Annotated in this window: 23 protein-coding genes, 1 pseudogene and 1 other annotated feature; of the genes and pseudogenes, 16 read left to right on the top strand and 8 right to left on the bottom strand. The window is 63.8% G+C overall.

Annotated elements, in window-relative coordinates; all coding sequences use genetic code 11:
- The first annotated feature begins 298 nt into the window (after nt 1–298).
- Nucleotides 299–2266, top strand: coding sequence for a relaxase/mobilization nuclease domain-containing protein (locus GGR43_RS16220; RefSeq protein ID WP_008642578.1), 1968 nt, complete (start codon nt 299–301; stop codon nt 2264–2266).
- 46 nt (nt 2267–2312) lie between these two features.
- Here the strand turns inward: GGR43_RS16220 and GGR43_RS16225 are convergent, their stop codons facing one another.
- The 7 genes from GGR43_RS16225 to GGR43_RS16255 are packed head-to-tail and all read right to left on the bottom strand — an operon-like array spanning nt 2313 to nt 9846.
- Entirely contained in the window at nt 2313–3101 is a 789-nt protein-coding gene (locus GGR43_RS16225; protein WP_008642579.1) for an enoyl-CoA hydratase/isomerase family protein, read from the bottom strand.
- A gap of 31 nt (nt 3102–3132) precedes the next feature.
- On the bottom strand, nt 3133–3915 hold the full coding sequence (locus GGR43_RS16230; RefSeq protein ID WP_008642580.1) for an SDR family oxidoreductase: 783 nt from the start codon (nt 3913–3915) through the stop codon (nt 3133–3135).
- A 30-nt stretch (nt 3916–3945) separates the two neighbouring features.
- Nucleotides 3946–4746 (bottom strand): enoyl-CoA hydratase/isomerase family protein, encoded by an 801-nt coding sequence (locus GGR43_RS16235; RefSeq protein ID WP_008642581.1) that lies wholly within the window; start codon nt 4744–4746, stop codon nt 3946–3948.
- Nucleotides 4743–5924, bottom strand: a complete 1182-nt coding sequence (locus GGR43_RS16240; RefSeq protein ID WP_008642583.1) for a thiolase family protein — start codon at nt 5922–5924, stop codon at nt 4743–4745. The genes GGR43_RS16235 and GGR43_RS16240 overlap by 4 nt, the downstream gene beginning before the upstream one ends.
- 27 nt (nt 5925–5951) lie before the next feature.
- Nucleotides 5952–7628: a long-chain-fatty-acid--CoA ligase gene (locus GGR43_RS16245; RefSeq protein ID WP_008642585.1), complete on the bottom strand. Its 1677-nt coding sequence runs from the start codon at nt 7626–7628 to the stop codon at nt 5952–5954.
- Between the two features lie 11 nt (nt 7629–7639).
- Nucleotides 7640–8698 (bottom strand): CaiB/BaiF CoA transferase family protein, encoded by a 1059-nt coding sequence (locus GGR43_RS16250; RefSeq protein WP_008642587.1) that lies wholly within the window; start codon nt 8696–8698, stop codon nt 7640–7642.
- A gap of 2 nt (nt 8699–8700) precedes the next feature.
- A complete protein-coding gene (locus GGR43_RS16255) occupies nt 8701–9846 on the bottom strand; it encodes an acyl-CoA dehydrogenase family protein (protein ID WP_008642589.1) in 1146 nt (381 codons plus the stop codon).
- Between the two features lie 194 nt (nt 9847–10040).
- Here GGR43_RS16255 and GGR43_RS16260 point away from each other — a divergent pair, with 194 nt between their 5' ends.
- Both GGR43_RS16260 and GGR43_RS16265 read left to right on the top strand, forming a co-directional pair.
- Complete coding sequence (locus GGR43_RS16260; RefSeq protein ID WP_034201272.1) at nt 10041–11081, top strand: AraC family transcriptional regulator; 1041 nt, start codon at nt 10041–10043, stop codon at nt 11079–11081.
- A gap of 305 nt (nt 11082–11386) precedes the next feature.
- On the top strand, nt 11387–12436 hold the full coding sequence (locus GGR43_RS16265; RefSeq protein ID WP_021025934.1) for an MBL fold metallo-hydrolase: 1050 nt from the start codon (nt 11387–11389) through the stop codon (nt 12434–12436).
- A 176-nt stretch (nt 12437–12612) separates the two neighbouring features.
- Here the strand turns inward: GGR43_RS16265 and GGR43_RS16270 are convergent.
- Nucleotides 12613–13859, bottom strand: a protein-coding gene (locus GGR43_RS16270; protein WP_226145690.1) for an IS3 family transposase whose coding sequence is annotated in 2 segments (ribosomal slippage) — nt 12613–13568 and nt 13568–13859 — 1248 coding nt in all. Because the reading frame shifts where the segments join, the coding sequence is not laid out codon by codon here.
- Nucleotides 13462–13578 (bottom strand) — a sequence feature (AL1L pseudoknot). (Overlaps the previous gene by 117 nt.)
- A 300-nt stretch (nt 13860–14159) precedes the next feature.
- On the opposite strand from GGR43_RS16270, the gene GGR43_RS16275 reads away from it, so the two are divergent.
- The 13 genes and pseudogenes from GGR43_RS16275 (at nt 14160) to GGR43_RS16335 (ending at nt 25503) form a co-directional block, all read left to right on the top strand.
- Nucleotides 14160–15527, top strand: a complete 1368-nt coding sequence (locus tag GGR43_RS16275) for an MFS transporter (RefSeq protein ID WP_017234568.1) — start codon at nt 14160–14162, stop codon at nt 15525–15527.
- A 24-nt stretch (nt 15528–15551) separates the two neighbouring features.
- Nucleotides 15552–17336 carry an acyl-CoA dehydrogenase gene (locus GGR43_RS16280; RefSeq protein ID WP_034201270.1) on the top strand — a complete coding sequence of 595 codons (1785 nt, stop codon included), beginning with the start codon at nt 15552–15554 and terminating at the stop codon, nt 17334–17336.
- A gap of 12 nt (nt 17337–17348) precedes the next feature.
- Nucleotides 17349–17819, top strand: a complete 471-nt coding sequence (locus tag GGR43_RS16285; protein WP_008642609.1) for a MaoC family dehydratase — start codon at nt 17349–17351, stop codon at nt 17817–17819.
- 21 nt (nt 17820–17840) lie between these two features.
- Nucleotides 17841–18590, top strand: a complete 750-nt coding sequence (locus GGR43_RS16290; RefSeq protein ID WP_008642611.1) for an electron transfer flavoprotein subunit beta/FixA family protein — start codon at nt 17841–17843, stop codon at nt 18588–18590.
- 34 nt (nt 18591–18624) lie between these two features.
- Nucleotides 18625–19557, top strand: coding sequence for an electron transfer flavoprotein subunit alpha/FixB family protein (locus GGR43_RS16295; protein ID WP_008642612.1), 933 nt, complete (start codon nt 18625–18627; stop codon nt 19555–19557).
- Nucleotides 19558–19571: 14 nt separating this feature from the next.
- Nucleotides 19572–19772: a hypothetical protein gene (locus GGR43_RS16300; RefSeq protein WP_124988613.1), complete on the top strand. Its 201-nt coding sequence runs from the start codon at nt 19572–19574 to the stop codon at nt 19770–19772.
- A gap of 158 nt (nt 19773–19930) precedes the next feature.
- Nucleotides 19931–20842 (top strand): LysR family transcriptional regulator, encoded by a 912-nt coding sequence (locus GGR43_RS16305; protein ID WP_008642614.1) that lies wholly within the window; start codon nt 19931–19933, stop codon nt 20840–20842.
- Nucleotides 20843–20867: 25 nt separating this feature from the next.
- Nucleotides 20868–21098 (top strand): EexN family lipoprotein, encoded by a 231-nt coding sequence (locus tag GGR43_RS16310; RefSeq protein WP_008642615.1) that lies wholly within the window; start codon nt 20868–20870, stop codon nt 21096–21098.
- A gap of 226 nt (nt 21099–21324) precedes the next feature.
- Nucleotides 21325–23355 carry a conjugal transfer protein TraG gene (locus GGR43_RS16315; protein WP_008642616.1) on the top strand — a complete coding sequence of 677 codons (2031 nt, stop codon included), beginning with the start codon at nt 21325–21327 and terminating at the stop codon, nt 23353–23355.
- Nucleotides 23352–23807: a ribbon-helix-helix protein, CopG family gene (locus GGR43_RS16320; protein WP_008642617.1), complete on the top strand. Its 456-nt coding sequence runs from the start codon at nt 23352–23354 to the stop codon at nt 23805–23807. Before GGR43_RS16315 ends, GGR43_RS16320 begins: the two co-directional genes overlap by 4 nt.
- Entirely contained in the window at nt 23804–24841 is a 1038-nt protein-coding gene (gene trbB / locus GGR43_RS16325; protein WP_008642618.1) for a P-type conjugative transfer ATPase TrbB, read from the top strand. The genes GGR43_RS16320 and trbB overlap by 4 nt, the downstream gene beginning before the upstream one ends.
- 83 nt (nt 24842–24924) lie before the next feature.
- Nucleotides 24925–25221 carry a TrbC/VirB2 family type IV secretion system protein gene (locus tag GGR43_RS16330; protein WP_015014587.1) on the top strand — a complete coding sequence of 99 codons (297 nt, stop codon included), beginning with the start codon at nt 24925–24927 and terminating at the stop codon, nt 25219–25221.
- Nucleotides 25218–25503 (top strand): annotated as a pseudogene (locus GGR43_RS16335) (VirB3 family type IV secretion system protein). The gene GGR43_RS16330 and the pseudogene GGR43_RS16335 overlap by 4 nt, the downstream one beginning before the upstream one ends.
- Nucleotides 25504–25505: the final 2 nt, after the last annotated feature.

Raw genomic sequence — 25505 nt, forward strand, 5'->3', positions numbered from 1 at the left:
AACACGGCTGGCCTGCGGCCATTGCCGTGTTCGCCGGTGCGCTGGCTGCTGGTGCAGCCTTGCCACCGGGCCGCAGTTGCCGGGATCGAGAACCTGGGGGACAGGGGGAGGCAAATGCGGAAGGCAAGATTGAAGGGCGCGGCACCACGGCGCGCGCAAAGCCAGTCTGCACGTGGGTTGGGGGCGGCACTCGCCACAAGGTGGCTTCGTGCCGCCAGCAGCCCCAAGGCCTTGCGGGCATTGGGAATACCGTGTGCCGCATGCGCTCGGGCGCGATGGGCTTGGTGGGGACTGCATCATGAGCCAGCGCGGAAATCCCGGTGACGATGACCGTTTTCGCGTGCGGCCCAGCAAGCCCAGGCAGCGCGGCGACACCTTCATTGCCCAGGTGCTGCGCCAGACGAGCAAGGCCGCTGGCGTCTCTGGCCGGGGGCGCAAGACCACCGGCAAGCCCCCCGGTTCGCGCCTGGGGCGCGGTCATGTCGCAGCCCGCTTCACGGGCCAGTCGTTGACGGCGCTTTCTCGCCGGGCCACGGTCAAGGTGCGGCTGGTGTATTTGCAGCAGGCCAGCGGCCGCTCCACCGTGCAGCACCTGCGCTACATCGAGCGCGAAGGCGTGGACCGCCAGGGTGGACAGGGCCGTGCCTATGGCGCCATCACCGACGAGGCGGACACGGCCGCCTTCGAGGAGCGTGGCAAGGGCGACCGCCACCAGTTCCGCTTCATCGTCTCGCCCGAGGATGCGGAGCAGCTCGAAGACCTGCGCACCTACACCCGGCACCTGATGCAGCGCATGGAGGCCGACCTGGGCACCCGCCTGGATTGGGTGGCGGTCGATCACTGGAATACCGACAACCCGCACACCCATGTCGTGCTGTGCGGCAAGGACGACACTGGCAAGGATCTCATCATTTCGCAGGAGTACATCACCCGCGGCATGCGCGAGCGGGCGATGGAACTGGCCACCGAATGGCTGGGGCCGCGCACCGAGCTGGAGATCCAGCGCACCCTAGCCCGCGAAGTGGAACAGGAGCGGTGGACGAGCCTGGATCGCACCCTCCAGCGCGAGGCGGTGGACGGCCTGGTGAAGGTCGAGCGCTTCAACGAACCCAAACTGCAACGCCAGCGTCTGCTGCTGGTCGGGCGCTTGCAGCGGCTTCAACGCATGGGGCTTGCCACGCAGACCCAGCCCGGCACTTGGGCCGTGCATGCCGATGCCGAGAAAACCTTGCGGGCCATGGGAGAACGTGGCGACATCATCCGCACCATGCAGCGCGCGATGGGCGGCAAGCAGCGTGACCTGGCCGTGTTCCAACCGGGCGAGGATGGACACTCCATCATCGGCCGCGTGGCGGGCAAAGGACTGGCCGACGAACTGTACGACCGGGGCTATCTGGTGGTCGATGGCATCGACGGCAAGGCCCACTATGTGGCGCTGCCGCCCAGGACGGAACTGGAGCAGTACCCCATGAGCGCAGTGGTCGAGGTGAAAGGCTCCGCCGAGGTGCGCGCAGCGGACAAGACCATCACCGCGCTGGCGACCAATGGGCTGTACCGCACCGACCATCACTTGGCCATTGCACAAGGCCAGGCCAAGGATGGCCGCGACCCGCATGAAGTGGTTGCGGCCCATGTCCGCCGCCTTGAAGCCCTGCGCCGAGCGGGCATCGTGGAGCGCGTCGCTGAGGGACTATGGAAGGTGCCCGGTGACTTGCCTGAGCGTGGCCGCCAGTACGACGCGCAGCGCCTGGGCGGCGTGGCCGTGGAGCTGAAATCGCACCTGCCCATCGAGCGGCAGGCCCGCGTGATCGGTGCCACCTGGCTGGATCAGCAGTTGATCGGCGGCGGCTCCGGTCTGGGTGACCTGGGCTTTGGCGGCGAGGCCAAGCAGGCGCTACAGCAGCGCGCCGATTTCCTGGCCGAACAGGGACTGGCCGAGCGGCGCGGCCAGCGCGTGATCCTGGCGCGCAATCTGCTGGGCGCGTTGCGCAATCGGGAAGTGGCGCAGGCCGCGAAGGACATTGCCGCTGATACGGGCTTGGAGCATCGTCCGGTAGCTGAGGGGCAGCGCGTGGCGGGTATCTACCGCCGCAGCCTCATGCTGGCCAGCGGGCGCTACGCGATGCTGGATGACGGTATGGGGTTCAGCCTGGTGCCGTGGAAGCCGGTCATCGAACAACGACTCGGCATGCTGATTTCTGCACAGATACATGGTGGCACTGTATCCTGGCAAATCCGACGCCAGTTGGGTTTATCCATTACCTGACGCCAACGGCAATTGAACTCCACCAACTGGATGCGTCTACAACCGATCAGCGTCCGGTAAACTGAGGCACTCGCTTTGCGACGAACGCGTGGACCGCTTCCAGCGAATCCGTGGTTTTCGAGGCCCGATTCATTTCGGCCGCCTCTAACCTCAATGAGGTCACCAGACCGCTCTCGAAGGCAGCAAGTTGCAGGCGCTTGGCGCCCGCATAACCATGCGTAGGACCGGTCGAGAATTGCACCGTCATGCGCTGCGCTTCGTCCAGCAGGCTCTCGCCCGGAACTACTTTCTCGACCAATCCCCAGGCCAAGGCTTCATCCGAACCGACCACGCGGTTGGTCAGGATCATGTCGCGTGCGCGTCGTCCGCCCACTGCGCGCGGCAGGAGCCAGCTGATGCCGAAATCCCCCGCGTATCCAAGGCCGGTGTGGGCCGCCACGAATTTCGTCCCACTTGCGGCAATCAGGTAGTCAGAGGCCAATGCTAGTCCGAGGCCGCCTCCAGCGACCGCGCCTTGTACGGCGCAGACCACCGGGAATGGCAGGCTGGCGAATTGAGGAATCATGCGTTCGACCACCCTCAATTCGTCATCGACCAAGGTAGACAACGCTTCGCCTGCTGCCGCCATTTCGTCGATGTCGCCGCCGCAACTGAACATCCGGCCCTCGCCGCGCAGCAGCAAAGCGCGAATCGAGCCGTCACGTTCGACGTCTGCAATGACGCCAGCTAGCACGTTGACGACAGACGTGCTCAGCGCATTCTTTTTCTGAGGCGCATTGAGTGTGATGGTCGCAACAGCACCATGCTTTTCGAGAATGACAGAATTTTCGGACATGACGCTTCCTGATGGGCCAAGATTTCAGGCGTCAGCGCGGCGCCATGCGAATAGCGCCATCCACCCGAATGGACTCGGCGTTCATGTAGCCGCAGGTGACGAGAAACTCGACGGCCTGCGCGAATTCATCGGGATCGCCCAAACGCTTGGGAAAGGGCACGCTGGCCGCCAGCGCCTGCTTGACGTTGTCCGGCAGGCCCAGCAGCAATGGTGTTCCGAAGATCCCCGGCATGATGGTGTTGACCCGGATCCCTTCGTCCATCATGTCGCGCGCAATCGGCAAGGCCATGCCCACGATGGCAGCCTTACTGGCAGCATAGCTGGCCTGGCCAACCTGGCCATCCTGTGCGGCGGCCGACGCAGTGTTGACGATGGCGCCGCGGTCGCCATCGGCCAGCGGCGCGAGCGTCAACATGCCCGCGGCTGACTTGGCGATGCAGCGGAAGGTGCCCACTAGGTTGATCTGAATGATGCGATTGAAACGATCTGTTGGGCATGGGCGGATTTCGCCGGTTTTCTTGTCGCGGCTGACCGTCTTGACGGCATCGGCAGTACCGGCGCAGTTGACCAGAATGCGTTCCTGTCCAATGGCCGCGCGGGCCTTGGCGAAGGCGGCGTCCACTTGCTCCTCGGACGTCACGTCCACGTTGCAGTAAACACCGTCAAGTTCGCTGGCCAACGCCTGGCCGATGGCTTCGTTCATGTCAAAGATGGCGACTTTGACACCATGGCTGGCCAAGCGCCTGGCCGTGGCAGCTCCTAGGCCGGAAGCGCCCCCGGTGATGACGGCGGAGATGTCGGAATTGAGTTGCATGATTTTTGCTCGATGGATGAGAGACAGGCGCTATTGGCCCGTGAAGTGGGGGAGGCGCTTGCCGAGGAATGCGGCTTGCCCCTCCAGGTTGTCGGCCGAATGCAAAGCGACGAGGAAATTACGCTTCTCATGCTCCAGGCCTTGCGCGAGCGGAGTTTCAAAGCTGGCCAGTGCCGCATCTTTCGCCAGTGCCACGGCCAGCGGCGAATTGGATGCAATCCGGTTGGCCATCGCCAACGCCGTCGGCAGGGCCTGGCCGTCAGCCGTCACCTCGGCGACCATGCCCGCATCGCAGGCTTTGCGGGCGTCGATGAAATCGCCGGTCAGCAGCAGGGCCATAGCCTTGGACTTGCCGATGGCATGGATCAGACGCTGGGTGCCCCCGGCCCCGGGAATGGCGCCCAGCTTGACTTCAGGCACGCCGAACTTGGTGGACTCGCCAGCGATAGCAATGTCACAGGCCAACGCCAGTTCCGTGCCGCCGCCCAGCGCGAGCTTTTCCACGGCTGCGATGACGGGCTTAGGGAAGCGCTCCAGTTCCGCCCAGAAGTGGCCACCTGCCGCCGCACGGTCGCCCAGCAGCGGTTCGGCGCGCAGAGAGTCGAAGGCCGTGATGTCGGCCCCTGCACAAAACACGCCCTCGGCGCCGGTGATGATGACCGCGCGTACGGCATCGTCGTCGCGCAGTTGCACGAGCTGTGCACGCAGGCCATCGAATACTGCGCGGTTCAAGCTGTTCTTCGCGCGCGGGCGGTTGATGATCAAGGTGACGATGGCGCCTTCGCGGCTGACGAGCACTTCGCTGGCTTCGCTCATGGTGGCCTCGTTCATGCCAGGCGCTCGATGATGGTGGTGTTGGCCGTGCCCGAAGCCTCGCAGATGGTCTGCAAGCCATAGCGGCCGCCTCGGCGCTCCAGCTCGCACAGCAGGTCGGTGAGCATGCGCGCGCCAGTGGAGCCCAGCGGATGGCCGATGGCCACCGAGCCGCCATTGACGTTGAGGCGGTCGTCCGGAATGCCGAATTCCTGCTGGAACATCAGCGGCACGCCGCCGAATGCCTCATTGACTTCAAACAGGTCGATGTCGGCCGGGGTCAGCCCCGATTCCTTCAACGCCTTGCGGGTGGCATCGAGCACAGCAGTGAACTGGATGACAGGGTCGGCTGCCGCCACTGCGGTGCTGACGAAGCGCGCACGCGGCTTCAGGCCGTGCTGCTGGGCGTAGGCGCGGCTGGCGATCAGCAGCGCGGCGGCGCCGTCGCTGATCTGCGAGGAGTTAGCAGCCGTTGTAGCGCCGTCTGCGGCAAACACGGGCTTAAGCGTAGCCATCTTCTCGGGGTTGGGGTCGGCGCGCATGCCCTCGTCGGCGGTGACGAGCGGGCTGTCTGGGTCGGTCGGATCCTCATGCAGCCGCACGAGTTGGTCTTGGACACGACCAGCCCGCGAAGCCTCAATGGCGCGCCGATGGCTGCGCACGGCGAAGGCGTCCAGCGCCTCGCGCGTGAGGCCGAAGCGCTTGTTCATCAACTCCGACGAAGCGCCTTGCGGTATCAGCGGGTTGCCCTGGTAGCGCGCCAGCTCACGCGGGCTGTATTGCGCGCCGAGCGGCGCGCCGGGCTTGAATGACGGCGGCATGGGCGCCTGCGACATCGACTCTACCCCGGCGCCGATGGCCAGTTGGTAGGCGCCCGCTTGAATACCGTGCACGACAAAGCTCACCGCCTGCTGGCCGGAGCCGCATTGCCGGTCGACCGTCACCGCCGGGACGGATTCTGGCAGCCCCGCCGCCAGCACGGCATGCCGGCCCAGATTGCCGTGCTGCTGGTCCCACTGCAGCACGCAACCGACGATCACATCGTCCAGATCGGCGGGGTTGATGCCGGAGCGCTCGACCAGCTGACGCAGCGTCTCACCCAGCAGATCAACGGGGTGCCATTTCTGCAAGCGCCCGCCGCGCTTGCCCACGGGGGTGCGCAGCGCACCGACGATGACGGGTTCATGGTCATTCATGTTGTTTTCCTGTAGCAAAAGGTTGGCTCACTCGGCGTAGCGGTCCGCATGCTCAACGCGTATGCGCTTCTTGTCGAGCTTGCCGACGCTGGTCTTGGGGATGGCTTCGACGAACAGAACCTGGTCCGGCAACTGCCACTTGGCGAACGCGCTGCTCAGGTGTTCCTGCAGTTGTTCCTGGGTCGCCTGCTGACCGGGCTTCAGCACCACCAGGGCCAGCGGCCGTTCCTGCCACTTAGCATGCGGAATGCCGACCACTGCGGCGTCACGCACAGCCGGATGGCCCATGAGCAGGTTCTCCATGTCAATGGATGAGATCCATTCACCGCCGCTCTTGATCACGTCCTTGATGCGGTCGGTAACCTTGAGGTAGCCGTTCTCGTCCACCGTGCCGACATCGCCCGAGCGCCACCAGCCGCCCTCCAGGAAGCGGTCGCCTGAATCCGGCATGTCGTGATAGCTGGTCGTGATCCAGGGGCCGCGCAGGCAGATCTCGCCAGCCGACTGTCCGTCGTGCGGGAGGTCCTGGTCGTCTGCATCGAGAATGCGGATGTCCACCCCGGTAAGGATCAGGCCCTGCTTGCGCTTGAGGTTCCACTGCTCGTCCTGGGTCAGGCGCTTCTTGAGCGTGGACTTGAGGCGGTTGACCGCCACCAGCGTCGTGGCTTCGGTGGCGCCGTAGCCGTGCACCACCTCGGCACCCGTCAGTTCGTAAAAGCCGATCATCATCGACAGAGGTGGCTCGGTGGCGCCGGACAGCATGCGCATGCGGCTGAAGTCCGGCTTGACCGGCAACGTCTCGATGTACTGCAGCATAGGCTGGAAGATGGCCGGTGCGCCGTTGGTGATGGTCACGCCCTCGGCGATCATGGTGTCGACCAATGGCTTGGTGTCCTCGGCGGCGTAGCGGCCCGGCAGCACGATCTTGTCGCCCAGCAGCGTGGCCGCCTGCGGCAGGCCCCAGCACTGCCCGTGGAACATGGGCGTGATGAGCATGACGCAGTCGTCCAGCGTCATGCCCATGTTGGTGGCCATGCCCGTGGAATGCAGGTAGATGCCGCGGTGCGAGTAGTACACGCCCTTGGGCTTGCCCGTGGTGCCGGTGGTGTAGCAGGCGCTGTAAGCCGAGGTTTCGTCGATCTCGGGCCAGTCGATCTTGGCGTCGGCGGCGGCCAGCAGGTCTTCGTAGTGCAGCAGCGGCGCCAGCGTGGTCTTGACCTGGTCCAGCGGCTTTTCGGTCATAACGATCCAGCCCTTGATCTGGGGCGAGTTCGCTGCGACGGATTCGGCAATAGGCAGCAATGATTCGTCCACGCAAACGTAGGACACGTCGCTATGGCCGACAACGTAGCCCAGGTCCTCGGGGCCCAGGCGCAGGTTCATCTGCAGCATGACCGCGCCCAGGCCGGGGATGGACCAGTACAGCTCGAAGTGGCGCCGGCTGTTCCAGTCCAGGACGCCGACCCGGTCGCCCGGCTCGACGCCGAGCGCGCGCAGCGCATTGGCGCTGCGGCAGACGCGTGCGTAGCAGTCGGCATAGGTGTAGCGGTCCCAGCCGCCGCCGGGTGTGCGATACACGATCTCCTGATCCCCATGGGTGCGTGCAGCGTGGCGGATCAGCGTCGTGGTGTTCAGTTGGCGCTCGTTGCCCGTGGTGGACGGGCAGCCGCGGACAGGCTTGGTGGGCTGGACGGTTTCGGTCATGTGCTTGTCTCCTAGGTAGTTGTGTCGAGTGCCTGGAACCGTGGGGCCGGGGCCGCTTCGATGGCGCCGGAGGGGGTGATCTGGTAGATGCCCCGTGCCGCGTTATGCGGATGCTGCACCGACTCGGCGAGGCTGAGCACGGGTGCAAAGCAAGCGTCGCTGCCTTCGAGCAGCGCGCACCAGTGCGCTCGGGGCTGGCTGCGGATGAGGGCTGCGATGCGCTCTTTCAGCGCCGGCCACGTTGCCGTGTCGTACTGGTCGGCAGGCTCCACGTCCGCCAGGCCCAGCTTCGACAGCAGCAAGGCGTAGAAAGGCGGCTCGATCGCGCCGAGGCTGATGAAGCCGCCGTCGGCGCAGGCGTACACGTCATAAAACGGCGAATCGTGAAACGGACTCGGCTGCGCGCCATCGATCTGCCCATTGGCGCGAATCCAGTGCACCAGGGTGCCCAGCATTGCCACGATGTCAACGATGGCGGCGTCCACGACCCGGCCGCGGCCGGTGGCGCGCGCATCGACCAGCGCGCAGGCGACGCCGAAAGCCATGCCCAGCGCCCCGGCCGCGTCCCCGAGTACCGTGGGCGGAACGATGGGCGCTTGCCCTTTGTGTGCCGACAGCGACAGCAGGCCGGTCAGCGCGACGTAGTTCATGTCGTGTCCGGCGGCCTGGGCGAGCGGGCCGTCCTGGCCCCAGCCCGTCATGCGGCCGTAGACCAGCCTGGGGTTGCGCGCCGCACACTCGGCGGGGCCGAAGCCCAACCGTTCCATCACACCGGGGCGAAAGCCTTCGATCAAGGCGTCTGCCTGAGCGATCAGGTCCAGGGCACGCGCCTTGCCTTCGGGCGACTTCAGGTCGATGACCTCGACCGTCTTGCCGCGGCGCAGCGGGTTCTCCACCGCCCCGCCCAGCCGCCGCGCCGCAGCGGCCTGCTCGGCGCGTGTCAGCGTAATCACCTCGGCGCCCATGTCAGCTAGCATCCTGGCGGCCAGCGGGCCTGGCCCTATGCCCTCGAACTCCACCACGCGGACGCCGTGCAGCGGCATCTGCAGCGTATGCAACGTGTGCGACATGTTCACAGCTTCCTCGAAACCAGGTCTTTCAGGACCTCGTTGGCGCCGCCATAGATCTTCTGCACTCGCGAAGCGGCATACATCCGCGCGATCGGGTACTCGGCCATGTAGCCGTAGCCGCCGAACAATTGGAGGCATTCGTCCACCACGCGGCACTGCTGCTCGGTGCACCACCACTTGGCCATATAGGCGGCCTCGTTATCCAGCGTGCCGTCCAACAGGCGCTGGGTGCAGTCGTTGACGAAGCTGCGCACCACATGCGCGGTAGTGGCCACCTCAGCCAGTTTCTGGCGCGTGAGCTGCATATCGAAGAGGGGCGCACCGAAGGCCTTGCGCTGCTTCGTGTACTCCACCGTGACGGCCAGTGCCTGCTCGATAGTGGCGGCCGCCGGCACGGCAATGAGCATGCGCTCGTAGGGCAACGCGCCCATCAACTGCCCGAAGCCCTTGCCTTCGACCTCGCCCAGCAGTTGGTCGGCTGGCACGCGCACGCCGTCGAAGAACAACTCCGCCGTGTCCGATGCCTGCATGCCGATCTTCTCCAGTAGTCGGCCAACGCGAAAGCCGGGCAGATTCTCGGTTTCCAGCACAAACAGCGACACCCCCTTGCTGCCCGCGCCGCTGGTGCGCGCCGCGACGATCAGCAGGTTGCCAGTGAAGCCGTTGGTGATGAAGGTTTTGGCGCCGTCGATCACGTAGTGGTCTCCGTCACGGCGGGCCCGGGTGGAAATGGCCTTTAGATCCGAGCCGCAACCCGGCTCGGTCATCGCGATGGCGGCCAGCATCTCGCCGTTCGTCACCTTGGGCAGCCAGCGCTGCTTTTGCGCTTCCGTGCCGAAGTCCAGGATGTAGTGCGAAGCGATGGTGTGCACCGCGATATTGACTGGCATCTCGGCCTTGGCTAGCTCGTCCTGCACCACCAACTGGTAGGCAAGGCTGGCGCCGGCGCCTCCATAGGTCTCGGGCATCTCGGGCAGCAGAAAGCTCATCTCGCCGAATGGACGCCAGACCTCGCGCGGGATGTAGCCCTGACGGCGCCATTCATCGAGCCGGGGCGTGAATTCGGCGGCAACGTAGCGGCGCACCTGCTCGCGAAATGCGTCGATCTCGCCGTCCATCCAGGCGTGGCGATAAAGCTGTGGCAACATGAGAGCGTCTCCTTATATGTTGGCTTCTGTCCCCGCATCGGACGTTCCGCGCAGTGCCACTGCCGAAATGTTTTGGGGATGACACAATCGTAGTAATTGGCCCCTGCAAGGGCGATGGCGGATTACCTCAATCAACTGACAATTAACTTCTTTCGGCCTATGCGACCGGCGTTGGCCCCTTAGAATCACACGCCATGCTGGAACCCGTCTTAACCGCTCCCATCTTTGCCGTGCATGGCCTGCTGGACGGTGCGCGCGGCAAGGGGCTGGCCACGCCAGAATGGCTGGTAGGTGTGCTGGGGCGCGCGGGCATCAGTGAATCGCTGCTGGAGTTGGAGGAGTCGCGCGTGACCGTGGAGCAGTTCAACGCGCTGTTCATCGCCGTCAAGGACAGCCTGAACGACGAGTGCCTGGGCTACCTGCATGGGCGGCCGATGCGCCCGGGCAGCTTCGCACTGATGGTGCGCAGTGCGTTCACTGCCCACTCATTGTCGTTCGCCCTGCGCCGCCTGGGTGAATCCTTTGCTTTGCTGCAGGACGATGTGGCGCTAGTCCCCGTGACTGAGGGCAGGCTGACGGGTGTCGCGCTCGATATGCGTGGCGGCCCGGGCGCGCATGCCGACTTCCTGCACGCACATCTGCTGCGCGTGTTCTGGCGACTGCTGGTATGGCTGCACGGCGGCCGACTGGTGCCGCAGCGCTTCGACTTCAACTTTGCGCCGCCACCTCACGCGCAGAACTACCAACGCATCTTTTCCGGCACGTTGTGCTTTGGGCAGCCGCGCACGGCCGCCTGGTTCGACGCCGATGCCTTCAAACAGCCGGTGCGGCGCGATCGGGACGCGCTGCAGTCCTTCCTGCGCGCCACGCCAGGCAACGTGGTGGGGCCGTACCTGAACGAGCGCAGCGCCAGCGCGCGGGTCCGCATGGTGCTGCAGCGGGCCAGTCCCGAATGGCCTGATCTGGCCATCACTGCGCAGCGCCTGCACATGTCGGTGAGTGCGTTGCAGAGGCACTTGGCCTCCGAGGGCACTTCTTTCCAGGCGCTAAAGGACCAACTGCGGCGCGACATGGCGATCGTACGCCTGACCAGCAGCGAAGCCTCGCTCGCCGCCATCGCCGCTGACCTGGGCTTCACCGACAGCACCGCCTTCCAACGCGCCTTCAAGGTCTGGACCGGCAGCGCGCCGGGAGCCTACCGTGCCCGCTCGCGCACCAAGCAGTACCTTACATAGAGGTATCCGACCAATTTCAGCTTGGCCGCCGAGGAGATCGGCGCCTTCATGGCTACCGGGGCCGTGGCCTGCTTCGGGCGAGGCTCTTGTGCGCTCAAGAGACTGTTGACCGCCGTTGGGGGTTGCACCGACGGCAGCGCAGTGACTGGCTGCGCCAGGACGCAGACGTTTTCCGTCAGCCTATCGAGGTCATTCGTCATTGTCACTTGTCAGTGCTGACCTTAAGCTAAAAATGAACTCGCACAGCATAAGAGTGATGGCTGTGCACCATTGAAGCGGCATTGCCAGAATGTAAACCAAGCATCATGACCGACGCAGCCCCGGCACTCTCGTATCCGTTCTCTCATCTCCCGCTGCCTGGTCAAGCCATTGAAATCAAGCCAGGTGTGCTGTGGCTACGCATGCCGCTGCCGTTTTCCCTGGATCACATCAACCTCTGGGTATTGAGCGATGGTTCTGGTTGGGCGGTCGTGGACACCGGAATTCGTAGCGTGGACGTAATGAACGCATGGTTCGCCTTGTTCGCTCCTCAGGGGCCGCTAGCAGGCCGTCCTGTCTCCCGTGTAATGGCGACGCACATGCACCCGGATCACGTGGGCATGGCGGGATGGTTGACACGTCGCTTCGAATGCGCGCTGTGGATGACACGAGACGAGTATTTAAGCTGTCGGGTGATGCTTGCCGATTCAGGGCGGGAAGCGCCAGTCGATGGTGTTCGCTTCTACCGGAGAGCCGGATGGAGCGACACCGAGGTCGATGAGTATCGCACTCGGTTTGGTGACTTCGGCAAAATGATTCATCCTTTGCCTGACAGCTTTGTACGGCTCACGGATGGTCAGATGTTGCGGATCGGGAATCAGGAATGGGAGGTCATTGTTGGCACAGGACATTCTCCCGAGCACGCGTGCTTTTACTCGCGCGAACTGGATTTGCTGATATCGGGAGATCAGGTTCTTCCCAGGATCAGTTCCAATACCTCCGTGTACGCCACCGAGCCGCATGCTAATCCTTTGCAGGGCTGGCTCGACTCCATCGACCGATTGCTGCAACGCGTACCTGGGAGCGTCTTGGTTCTGCCTGCCCACAACGAACCTTTCTATGGCCTGCACCTACGGTTGGAGCAACTACGTGCGAGCGCCGTGAAAGGCACAGACCGTGTCAGGCAACAACTTGCGCAGCCTTTAAGGGTCATCGACCTAGTTCGCGTCTTGTACCGTTCGTCCACTGTTGCGGAGCAAATGCACCTCAACCTCGCGACCGGAGAGACACTCGCCCACCTGAACTATCTCGACCAGCGTGGGGAAATCGTGTCTGCAGAGGATGAAGACGGCGCCATGCGCTATCGGCTCGCCTGATGCGCTAATTTGCCCTCAAGGATGTAGAAGCAACCCAATCAAGCCCAGTCATTGACTGGGTTCTTTGTGGGGGGGTGTTTCGAGAGCAATGGGTATTTGCACCAGCGCGCCGTGTATGGCCTTCGGTCCTTTGAACACCTTGTTTGCGAACTGAATCGCACCGGGTTTGGTGGAGGCTAGTTTGTTGAAGTGCAGGCGTTAGCCTGCACGGTATTGGCAACTTGCCTCCAGTAGTTTGCCTCAGCTTCCGCTGGCGGTATATGTCCTATAGATTCCAGCAGCCTGTCATGGTTGAACCAGTGCACCCATTGCAGCGTTGCCAGCTCCAGTGATTCCTTTGTTTTCCACGGCCCTCGTTTGTAGATAACTTCCGTTTTGTACAAACCGTTGATGGTTTCGGCCAAGGCGTTGTCGTAGGAGTCGCCAGTGCTGCCCACTGAAGGCATCAGTCCAGCTTCTTCCAAGCGTTCGGTGTAGCGAATGGACACATACTGACTCCCCCTGTCGGAGTGGTGAATCAGTTTGGTGTCGCTGGACGGCTGCCGTGCATACAGAGCCTGCTCCAAAGCATCCACCACAAAGTCCGTACGCATATGGCTGCTGACCCGCCAGCCCACTATGCGGCGTGCATACACATCAATCACAAAGGCCACAAACATCTGCCCTTGCCATGTAGATACATAGGTGAAGTCTGCAACCCAAAGCTGGTCAGGGCGCTGAGCTGTGAACTGGCGGTTGACCAGGTCTAGCGGGCTTGGCCGTGCCACATCTGGGCGTGTCGTACGCACCTTCTTGCCTCGTCTAGCGCCTTCAAGGCCCAGCTTGCGCATCAGGCGTTGCACTGTGCAGCGGGCAATGGTCAAGCCCTCTCGGTGCATCTGCTTCCAAACTTTGACGGCACCATACACCTGCCAATTGGCGTGCCACACCCGTTGAATATGACTGCAACGTTCTTCATCTGATTGGCTGCGCTTGCAGCGCAGCCAATAGCAGTTTCTTTGTTGAACTCTGCGCCTGTAGCCCGATGGGGCAATTTGCAGCAACCTGCAAATTGGCTCGACCCCATAGGCATCACGATACTGGTCTACAAAGTCAATTAACTCTTGATGCGACGGTCCAGCTCCGCCTGCGCAAAAAAAGCGCTCGCAGCCTTGAGGATGTCATTGGCTCGGCGCAGTTCCTTGTTCTCTCGCTCCAGTTGCTTGAGCCGCTCACGTTCATCCGTGGTCAATCCTGGGCGTTGGCCTGCATCTATTTCTTTGCGCTGCACCCATCCATGCAAGGTGCTGACAGAGCAGCCAATCTTGGGGGCTATCGATTCACATGCGCCCCACAGCGATGCGTAATCCGCTTGGCATTCCTGCACCAAACGTACGGCACGTTCACGTACCTCAGGGCTAAAACGAGCAGCTTTAGTGTTCATGACTCAATCCTCTCAGGAGTTGAGCCTCCACGGAAGCCGGTGTGATTCAAACTGGTCTTGAAGTGGCACCTTTCACAGATGCTCGACAGGGTTCATCTCAATTTTGCTTGACGCTTGACCTCTTGGCGCACTTGACGGGGCCCTCAGAAAGGGGGCGTTTGTCATTCGATCGGGGCGCTTCGTCATCGCGGATTGCTGCACCGGCACCTACGATTCCTTGCGTGCGCTGGACGATATGTAGCGGTGCGGCGATGACCGCCGTCCCCACGATCCGGAGCCAAGTTCAAAGGAGACAAACACGTGTGCCAAATCGACATGCAGAAGCTCGCCGACGACGCTCGCTTCAACCGCTTTCATGCCAAGGTGCTTCTATGGTGCCTGTTGATTCTCATCATTGACGGCTATGACATCGCCGTGGTGGGCATCGCCCTGCCGTCCATCATGCAGCAGATGGGCGTGAACGCATCGACTGCCGGTTTCATGGCCAGTTCGGCGCTGTTTGGCATGATGTTCGGTGCTATGGTTCTGGGCACGCTGTCCGACCGGATTGGTCGTCGCTGGGCCCTCTCCATTGGTGTCATGCTGTTCAGTGTGTTCACTGCGGCCGCCGGATTCACCAAGGACCCCATCAGCTTCAGCGTGGTGCGCTTCATTGCTGGCTTGGGGATTGGTGGCGTGCTCCCGGTCATCGTGGCACAGATGGTCGAGTATTCGCCCAAGAAGATCCGCAGCCTGATGACGGCACTGATGACTTCGGGCTACGCACTGGGCGGCATCCTGGCTGCGGTGCTGGGCAAGCAACTGATCGGCGAGTATGGCTGGCAGGCCGTGTTCATCGCGGCGGGGGTGCCCGTGCTGCTAGTTCCGTTCATCCTGAAGTTGGTGCCGGAGTCCATGACCTACCTGATCGCTCAGCGTCGCAATGGTGAGCTAGCCGAAGTGGCACGCCATCTCCAGCCGGGCGGCAAGCACCCGGCGGACGCCCAGTTCTTCGTGCCGGCAGCTGACCGCATGGCAGGTGCACCGGTTACCCGCCTTTTCCAGGACGGGCGGGGCCTGAGCACGGCGCTGTTCTGGGTCGCCTTCTTCTCGGGTCTGTTCATGGTCTATGCGCTCAGTAGCTGGCTGACCAAGCTGATGGCGATGGCTGGCTACAGCCTGGGGTCTGCCCTCAGCTTCGTGATCGCGCTGAATGTTGGCGCGATCATCGGTGCCGTGTGCGGCGGGTGGCTCGCCGACAAGTTCAACATCAAGTGGGTGCTGGTGGCGATGTATGCGCTGGGCGGCGTGCTGCTGTACCTGATGACGTTCCAGACCTTGACCGAGGTGCGCTATCTGATCATTGGCGCGGTCGGCGCCTGCACCACTGGTGCGCAACTGGTGGCCTATGCCTTCTGCGGGCAGTTCTACCCGATGTCCATCCGCTCGACCGGTATCGGCATGGCCTCCGGCGTAGGGCGCCTGGGTGCTATTGCGGCGCCTCTGCTGATCGGCCAGATCGTCGCACTGGAACTACCGCTGGAACAGAACTTCCTGGTGATCGGCGGTTTCGGAGTCCTCGGCGCAATCGCCCTGGCGTTTATCAAGTACGGCGGCCCGACGTCGGCGACTCCGCAAGAGGCCGTGCCAGAACTGCGCCCGTTGCAGCCGACACCGCAAAACGCTTGATCGCTACCATCAAAGGAGTCCGCCATGTCTGTCTATACCGCGCCCTTGCGCGACATGCTGTTCACGATGAAGGAAGTCGGAGGCCTGGAAGCGATCTGCGCCCAGCCCGGCCATGAAGAGACCACACCCGACCTGGTCGAGGCCATCCTGCAGGAGGCAGCCCACTATGCCGCCGGCGTGCTGGATTCACTCAACCGTACGGGCGATGTGCAGGGCGCGCGCTGGCACGATGGCGAGGTCACGCCCGCCGATGGCTTTCGCGAGGCCTGGTCCAGCTTCTGCGAGAACGGCTGGATTGGAATGCCGGCCTCCACAGAGTGGGGCGGTCAAGGACTGCCCACGCTGGTGTCCACCGCCGTGCTGGAGATGTGGAAATCGTCCAACCTGGCCTTCAGCCTGTGCCAGATGCTCACGCTCGGTGCCGTGGAGGCGATTGCCCACCACGGCAGCGAGGCGCTCAAGCAGCGCTTTCTGGAGCCCATGGTCGCCGGCCGCTGGACCGGCACCATGAATCTCACCGAGCCGCAGGCCGGATCCGATCTGGCCGCGCTGCGCAGCCGCGCCGTGCCCGAGGGGGATCACTACCGCATCAGCGGCAACAAGATCTTCATCACCTGGGGCGAGCACGACATGACCGAGAACATCGTGCACTTGGTGCTTGCCCGGCTGCCCGATGCGCCGCCGGGCGTGAAAGGCATCTCGCTGTTTCTGTGCCCGAAGTTCCTGGTCAATGACGACGGCTCCCTGGGCGAACGCAACGACCTGGCCTGCACCTCGATCGAGCACAAGCTGGGCATCCACGGCAGCCCCACGGCCTCTATGACTTTCGGCGACAACGGGGGCGCGATCGGTTATCTCGTCGGCGAGCCGCACCAGGGGCTGGCGTGCATGTTCACCATGATGAACCACGCACGGCTGAACGTCGGGCTGGAGGGCGTGGGCGTTTCCGAGCGTGCCTACCAGCATGCCCGGGCCTATGCGCTCGAGCGCGTGCAGGGCAAGCCGGCGCTGGCCGGCAGCAGCACCATCGCTGGCCACCCCGACGTGCGGCGCATGCTGATGGACATGAAGGCGCGCACCGAGGCCATGCGCGCGCTGGCCTATTTCTGTGCCGGCCAGATGGACCGCGTCGCCGGACACCCCGATGCGCAGGAGCGCGCGCAGGCACAGGCCCTGGTTGGCCTGCTGACGCCTGTGGTCAAAGGCTGGTGCACCGACAGCGCACAGGGCATCACCTCCGATGGCCTGCAGATTCATGGCGGCATGGGCTATATCGAGGAAACCGGGGCCGCGCAGTACTTCCGCGATGCCCGCATCACGACGATCTATGAAGGTACCACCGGCATCCAGGCCAACGACCTGATCGGCCGCAAGCTGGCACGCGAGGGGGGACGCACGCTGAAGGGCTTGTTGACACGTATCGACAGCGATGCGCGCCAGTTGATGGATGCGCGCGACCCGGAGCTCTCGTCCATCGGCGACGCGTTGATGAGAGCAGTTCGGGCTCTGGAGGACGGGGCTGACTGGCAGCTGGCCCACAGTGACGCGCAGCCGCAGGACTGCGCCGCGGGGGCGGTGCCTTTCCTGCGATTGGCGGGCACCGTGATCGGTGGCTGGCTGTCGGCGCGCATGGCCGAAGCCGCCACGGCGCAGTTGGCGGCGGATTCCAGCGATGCGGGCTTTCTGCGGGCCAAGCGCATCACGGCCAGCCACTATGCGACGCACATCCTGGTGGAGGCCTCCGCGCTGCGCGACATCGTGGTCCATGGCGCGGCCAGCACGTTGGCATTGTCGGACGACCAGCTCTGAGAGATATAGACGATGAACGACCTGAATGGCTACGACGTCGAGGATCTGCAGCCGGGCATGAACGCCTGCTTCTCGAAGACCATTACCGAAGCGGACATCGTGATGTTTGCTGGCGTCTCCGGCGATACCAATGCGGTACATCTCAACGAAGAGTTCGCGGCCACGACGCGATTTGGCGCACGCATCGCGCACGGCTTTCTGACGGCCAGCGTGATTTCTGCAGCGGTCGCAAACCGGCTGCCGGGGCCAGGTACGGTCTATCTGGGGCAGCAATTGCGCTTCAAGGTGCCTGTCAAACCGGGCGACACCGTTCATGCCGCGGTCACCGTACTGTCGGTGGAGGTGGCCAAGGCACGGGCAGTGCTGTCCACGGTCTGCCGAGTCAAGGACACCGTAGTCATCGAGGGCGAGGCAACGGTGATGATCACTTCGCGTGCGCAGCGCGCAGCAAGCGAGCTCCAGGCCATGCCCTCGGTGGCCTGAACCTCAATAGGAAATCCTCTCATGAAAATTCTCGTATCCGTAAAACGCGTGGTGGACTACAACGTCAAGGTGCGTGTGAAGTCCGACGGCAGCGGCGTGGACATCGCCAACGTCAAGATGAGCATGAACCCCTTCGACGAGATTGCTGTTGAGGAAGCCGTGCGCCTGAAAGAAAAAGGCGTGGTCACCGAAGTGATCGCCGTCTCCTGCGGCGTGGCCCAGTGCCAGGAAACGCTGCGCACTGCCATGGCCATCGGCGCCGACCGCGGCATCCTGGTCGAGACCAATGAAGAACTGCAGCCGCTGGCCGTGGCCAAGCTGCTCAAGGCTCTGATCGAAAAGGAACAGCCCGGCCTCGTGATCCTGGGCAAGCAGGCCATCGACGACGACTGCAACCAGACGGGTCAGATGCTGGCGGCGCTGGCCGACCTGCCGCAAGCCACCTTCGCCTCCAAGGTCGAGATCGCTGGCGACAAGGTGAACGTGACCCGCGAAGTGGACGGCGGCCTCGAAACCCTGGCGCTGAACATACCTGCGGTCATCACCACCGACCTGCGCCTGAACGAGCCGCGCTACGTCACGCTGCCCAACATCATGAAGGCCAAGAAGAAACAGCTGGACACCTTCAAGCCCGAGGAACTGGGCGTGGACGTGGCACCCCGCATCAAGACGCTGAAGGTCAGCGAGCCGCCCAAGCGCGGCGCCGGAGTCAAGGTGCCCGACGCGGCCACCCTCATTGACAAGCTCAAGAACGAAGCCAAGGTCATCTAAGGCTCATCACAACAACATCGAAAGGACACCAGCCATGACCGCACTCGTTATTGCAGATCACGACAACGCAAGCATCAAGAGCGCCACCCTCAACACCGTCACGGCCGCCAAGGCCTGCGTCGGTGACGTGCACGTGCTCGTCGCCGGCGAGAACGCCGCCGCCGCCGCTGCCGCCGCCGCCCAGATCGCTGGCGTCGCCAAGGTCATCCACGCCGACGGCGCGAGCCTGAAGCACGGCCTGGCCGAGAACATCGCCGCCCAGGTGCTGGCCATCGCGGGCAACTACAGCCACATCCTGTTCCCAGCCACCGCCGGCGGCAAGAACGTGGCCCCCCGCGTGGCCGCCAAGCTCGACGTGGCGCAGATCAGCGACATCACCAAGGTCGACGGCCCCGACACCTTCGAGCGCCCCATCTACGCCGGCAACGCCATCGCCACCGTGCAATCGGGCGACGCCACCAAGGTCATCACCGTGCGCGGCACTGGCTTCGACGCCGCGTCCGCCACCGGTGGCGCAGCAGCGGTCGAGACCGTCGCCGCCGTCGCCGACTCCGGCAAGAGCAGTTTCGTGGGTTCCGAGATCGTCAAGAGCGACCGTCCCGAGCTGACGGCCGCCAAGATCATCGTCTCGGGTGGCCGGGCGCTGGGCAGCGAAGAGAAGTTCAAGGAAGTCATCACCCCGCTGGCCGACAAGCTGGGCGCCGCCATCGGTGCCAGCCGCGCCGCGGTGGACGCGGGCTACGCCCCCAACGACCTGCAGGTCGGCCAGACCGGCAAGATCGTGGCGCCGCAGCTGTACATCGCCTGCGGCATCTCGGGCGCCATCCAGCACCTGGCGGGCATGAAGGACTCCAAGGTGATCGTGGCGATCAACAAGGACCCGGAGGCACCGATCTTCTCGGTGGCCGACTACGGGCTGGAGGCGGACCTGTTTGCCGCCGTGCCGGAGATGACAGCAATTATCTAAATAGGAGCATGACTATGGCCTTGCTGCGCCAGTATTTGTTCGAACTGCGAGCGGCCCTTGAGGCAGGCGCGGCAAGTTGCGATAGCCAAGAAGTGCCGAGTATATTGAATCCCTGTTTTACCGAAATTGCTGCTATCGATCCATCAACCATGGCGGAATCAAATGTGCTATTCAGACCATCTTCGATTGTCAACAAGGTACCACTAGTTCAATGAAGCGGGTCTTGTAGTAATCGCACTCAGTCGCTAACTCGCCGACAACGACTTACAGGCTCGATATATTGGTACATCGGCATTACGACCGGTATTCTCCGCCTTCAAAGTCCCAAGAATCCGGGGGGGGCTTGCGTGTCGCAGGAATGGAAAATTTTCCAATGGAGCTTAGACATTTACGCTACTTTCTCACGGTCGCCGAGGAGCTTCACTTTGCTCGGGCTGCAGAAAAACTGCATATGGATCAGTCACCTCTATCCCGTGCCATCAAAGATCTGGAAGACGAACTAGGAGCAAAGCTATTCACCCGTACCACACGCAACATTCGACTGACTCATGCCGGCAAAGTATTTCTGGAGCGGGTTCCACGTATCTTTGAGGCACTGGAACAAGCGCGCGATGGTGCGAAATCGGCCGCCAGTGGGTTTCATGGCCAGTTGCGCATTGCCCTGTCCGACGGTATCACGCCATCGCGGCTGCCTGCCTTGCTGGCCCGTAGCCGCGAGGAAGAGCCCGAAGTAGAAATCCGCCTGTTCGAGGTACCACTGGATCAGCAGATCAGAGGCTTGCAAGAAGACCTGTACGACGCGGGCTTGTCTATGGCGGACGAGGTAGGCGACGGCATCGTGACGACTCCCGCGTGGGATGACGAATTGATGGTGGCGCTGTCTTTGCGCCACCCCTTGCTGGAGCACCGGCGCATTCCGCTGGAGATGGTGTTGCAGCAACGGTTGGTGCTCGGCGACCCGGCCGCATGCCAGGGGCATACTCGCCAGATAGACCGCATCCTGCAGAAGCGGGACGAGGAGTTGCAGATCCTCCAGCGCGTTGCCACCTTCGACGTGATGATGGCCCTGGTATCCGCAGGACTGGCGGTTGGTCTGGCAGGTGCAGCGCATATCGCATCCAGTAAAGAGCCTGGAGTCAAGGCCCGTCAGTTGGCGGGAACGCCACCCATGCTGACAACTTATCTGCTGCGTCGAGATACTGAACCGTCACCGATGCTGACCCGGTTCATTCAACGTGTCGTCACCATGGATTCGGCTGGTGCCGATAACGTGACCGATTCGTGAATCCGAAATCCAAAGGACGCTCGCCATGAACAAAATCGTGATGTCCGTGATTGCCGTTGTGATGACGGCCTGTGGTCCTGCCAATCCTACAGAGACAGTGGATGAGCTGGTGGCGAACCCCGCACGCATCAAGGAAATCCAGCGCCAATGCAAGGAAGATCGCGCGAAGATCGGCGATGAACTTTGCATGCGCGCAGCCGCAGCCGCCGAACGGCGCTTCTTCGGCGACAGGCCGGAGCAGAAGAAAGCCCCGTAGCCCACGCAAGGCGCACCGGCGTCGCGCTTCTGCGACAGCTTGCGCACTGTTACCTCGATACGCCGCAGCGCCTTTGTGCCTGCGGCATTTTTATTGTCTTCGCCACAGCAAGAACTATGGCTTTTTAAGCCTTAATCCCGGCGATTTCAGTCTTTGACCGGTACTCCCTATGGCATTGATCCTGATAGGGGCGGCACGTTGTTGTGCCGTTCTCGGAGGCAGGATCATGCAAGGGACGAACGTGCTGTTCGGTCAGATTGCCGTCGTATTCGGCATCGTGATCGCCGGAGTGTGGAGCGCCACGCAATGGACGGCAGCGGCTCTGGGGTACCAGCTACGCCTGGGATCGCCGTGGTTCGATTTCCTCGGCACGCCGGTCTATCACCCGTGGCGCCTGTTCGAGTGGTGGTTCTTCTTCGATGCCTACGCGCCGCATGTCTTCGACGTGGGCGGGGTCATTGCAGCGGGCAGTGGCCTGTTCGCGGTGCTGGTCGCCATCGGCATGTCGATCTGGCGCTCGCGCCAGTCCAAGCTGGTCACGACCTATGGCTCTGCGCGCTGGGCCAACGCGGAGGACATTCACAAAGCGGGCCTTGACCAGTCCGCGGGCGTGTTCCTCGGCCTGCATCGCCAGCAGTACCTGCGCCATGAAGGCCCGGAACACGTCCTGACCTTCGCGCCCACCCGCTCGGGCAAGGGTGTGGGCCTAGTGGTGCCGACCCTGCTGTCGTGGCCCGCATCCGCCGTCATCCACGACATCAAGGGCGAGAACTGGAGCATTACCGCAGGTTGGCGTTCGCGCTTCTCGCACTGCCTGCTGTTCAACCCGACGGATAGCCAGTCGGCGGCCTACAACCCGCTGCTCGAAGTGCGGCGCGGCGGGCATGAGGTGCGCGACGTGCAGAACATCGCGGACATCCTGGTCGATCCAGAAGGCGCACTGGAGCGGCGCAACCACTGGGAGAAGACTTCGCATGCGCTGCTGGTTGGAGCCATCCTGCATGTGCTCTACGCGGGCGAAGACAAGACGCTGCGCGGCGTGGCGAACTTCCTTTCCGATCCTGCCTGCCCATTCGATCTGACCTTGCACCGCATGATGACCACGCCCCACCTCGTGAATGAGGAGGGTGGTGGCCCGCATCCGGTGGTGGCTTCAGCGGCGCGCGAAGTGCTCAACAAGAGCGACAACGAGCGCTCGGGCGTGCTGTCCACGGCCATGTCGTTCTTGGGCCTCTACCGCGACCCTACGGTGGCCGAAGTCACGTCGCGCTGCGACTGGCGCATCGCTGACCTGATCGCGGCCGAGCATCCGGTGTCGCTGTACTTGGTGGTGCCGCCTTCGGACATTTCGCGGACGAAGCCGCTGATCCGCCTGATCCTCAACCAGATCGGGCGACGCCTCACCGAATCGCTTGACGGCTCCGATGGCATCGAGCGCCGCCACAAGCTGCTGCTGATGCTCGATGAATTCCCCGCGCTCGGGCGGCTGGATTTCTTCGAGACGGCGCTGGCCTTCATGGCGGGCTACGGCATCCGCAGCTTCCTGATCGCGCAGAGCCTGAACCAGATCGATAAGGCCTACGGCCAGAACCATTCGATCCTGGACAACTGCCATGTGCGCGTGACCTTCGCCACCAACGATGAGCGCACCGCCAAGCGGATATCCGAGACACTGGGAACCGCCACCGAACTGCGCGCGCAGCGCAACTATGCCGGCCATCGGCTCGCGCCCTGGCTGGGGCACCTCATGGTGTCACGGCAGGAGACAGCCCGCCCGCTGCTGACGGCCGGCGAAGTCATGCAGCTACCGCCCGACGAGGCGGTGGTGATGGTCTCCAGCGTGGCGCCGATCAAGGCCAGGAAGCTGCGCTACTACGCGGACGCCAACTTCAAGCGACGGGTGCTGCCGCCGCCGGTGCTCGCCGCGGGGCGCTATGCCGACGTGCCGCCGGCCCGTGCGGATGACTGGAGTGGGCTGGCGATTCCCGCCGTGCCCGTCGCACCGGCCGCGGCATCGGCCGATGGCCTGGAGCACCTGGGTTCGACCGATGACGGCGGCCCGCGCCGTCAGCCCGAACTCTCCGAGACCGTCGCCTACGACCCCGACCTGGTTGCGCCCGCAGCCGACCTCGGGCTGCTCGATGACGACGACATGCCTTTGCCTCTTTCGGTCTCCCTCCCGCGCCAGCTCGACCCGGCCCTGCAGCGCACGGCCCGGCTGGCATCCCTCGACCCTGACGACGGAATCGCGCTATGAGTCAGCACCGCTTGAATCTCTTCATCCAGCCCGAGCACGCCAGGCGGCTCGACGAACTGGCCGCCGCCAAGGGCGTGTCCAAGTCCAGCATCGTCGCGGCAGCGCTTGCATCGTGGCTGTCGCCCGACGCTGGCGACCAGCGCGAAGCCGCCATCGCCAAGCGACTGGATCGCCTGTCGCGCCACGCCGAGCGCCTGGAGCGCGACCAGAACATTGCCATCGAAACGCTGGCGCTGTTCATCCGCTACTTCCTGACCGTCAGCACACCTGTTCCCGAGGCCCATCAGGACGCCGCCCGCGCCCAGGGTAAGGCCCGCTTCGAGCAGTTTGTCGAACAGCTTGGCCGCCACCTGCTGCGTGGGCGCAGTCTGGTGCGCGACGTGGTGGACGAACTGAATCCCGATCCGATGCGGATGGCGGACACGGCCGAAGCACAGGAGCGAGCCTCATGAGCGCCGTTCCTTCCTCCTTCACGGCCACATCGCTGGATCGCCGCATCCAGATGCTGCGCACGGCAATGGGGCCGCTGATCGCTGCCGCGCTCGAAGACCCGGACGTGGTGGAAATCATGCTCAATCCCGACCGGACGCTCTGGGTGGATCGCCTGTCCACGGGCCGCGCGCCGATGGGCGTGGAGCTGTCCGAGGCCGATGGCGAACGCATCATCCGCCTCGTGGCTGCCCACGTCGGCGCCGAAGTGCATCGGGGTCAGCCACTGCTGACAGCCGAGCTGCCGGAAACCGGCGAACGCTTCGAGGGCATCCTGCCGCCCGCTGCACCGGGGCCAGCCTTCGCGCTGCGCAAGCGCGCCTTCGGCGTGATCCCGTTGTCGCGCTACATCGAGGACGGGATGATGACCGCCGCACAGGCGGGCCTGCTGGTGCGCGCTGTGCGCGAGCGCCAGAACATCCTGATCGCCGGTGGGACGAGTACCGGCAAGACCACCCTGGCCAATGCGTTGCTGGCCGAGATCGCCGCCACCGGCGACCGCGTGCTGGTGCTCGAAGACACGGTGGAGCTGCAATGCGCAGCCCGCGACCACGTACCGCTGCGCACACGCCAGGGCGTGGTGTCCATGACCGAGCTGGTGCGGTCTTCGATGCGCCTGCGCCCGGATCGTGTCGTCGTCGGCGAGGTGCGCGGCGCCGAGGCGCTGGATCTCATCAAGGTCTGGGGCACCGGCCATCCAGGCGGCGTCGCCACCATCCACGCCGGCTCCGCGCTGGGCGCATTGCTGCGCCTGGAGCAACTGATTCTCGAAGTGGCGGTGAACCCGCCCCGTGCGCTGATCGCGGAAGCGGTCAATGTGGTCATCCACATCGCCGGGCGCGGGCGCAAGCGCCGCATCGAGAGCATCGCCCGCGTCGTCGGCTTCGATGGCGTGGGCTACCAACTGGCGGATGCACTGGAGGCTCCATTCCCGGAGCTGCTGCCGCAGTCCGACCTTTCCTCCCCGTCCCCTGACCACTCTGGAGAACTGCCATGACGCAGATGATCGTTCCTGCTTTCCGTACTTCCGCAAATCCTCTTCGCCGGCCCGCGCGGCTGGATAACCTGGCTCGCCCGGCCATGCAAGGCTTGATGCTCGCGGCGCTGATGCTGCTGCTTGCGGGCACCGCCCAGGCCGCGGGTTCCTCGATGCCCTGGGAAGGGCCGCTGCAATCCATCCTCGAATCCATCCAGGGGCCGGTGGCCCGGATCATCGCGGTCATCATCATCATCGCCACGGGCCTGGCGCTGGCCTTCGGCGATACCTCGGGCGGGTTCCGCAAGCTGATCCAGATCGTCTTCGGTCTGTCGATCGCGTTTGCCGCGTCCTCGTTCTTCCTGTCGTTCTTCAGCTTCTCGGGCGGGGCCGTCGTATGAACGCGGCCCACGATGGCGTGCAGGGCTTCGCTCCCGGCTTTGAGGTGCCGCTGCATCGCTCGCTGACCGAGCCGATTTTGATGGGCGGCGCTCCGCGCACCGTGGCCATCACCAACGGCACCTTGGCCGCTGCCGTGGGCCTGGGCTTGCAGATGTGGATTCCCGGCGTGGTGCTCTGGATCGTCGGTCATGCGCTGGCGGTTTTGGGGCGCGCGCGTCGATCCGCAGTTCATGCAGGTCTTCGCCCGCCACATCAAGCACCGGCCGCTGCTGGACGTGTGAGG

The sequence above is a fragment of the Sphingobium jiangsuense genome (assembly GCF_014196495.1).
GTDB classification, from domain to species: Bacteria; Pseudomonadota; Alphaproteobacteria; order Sphingomonadales; family Sphingomonadaceae; genus Sphingobium; species Sphingobium jiangsuense.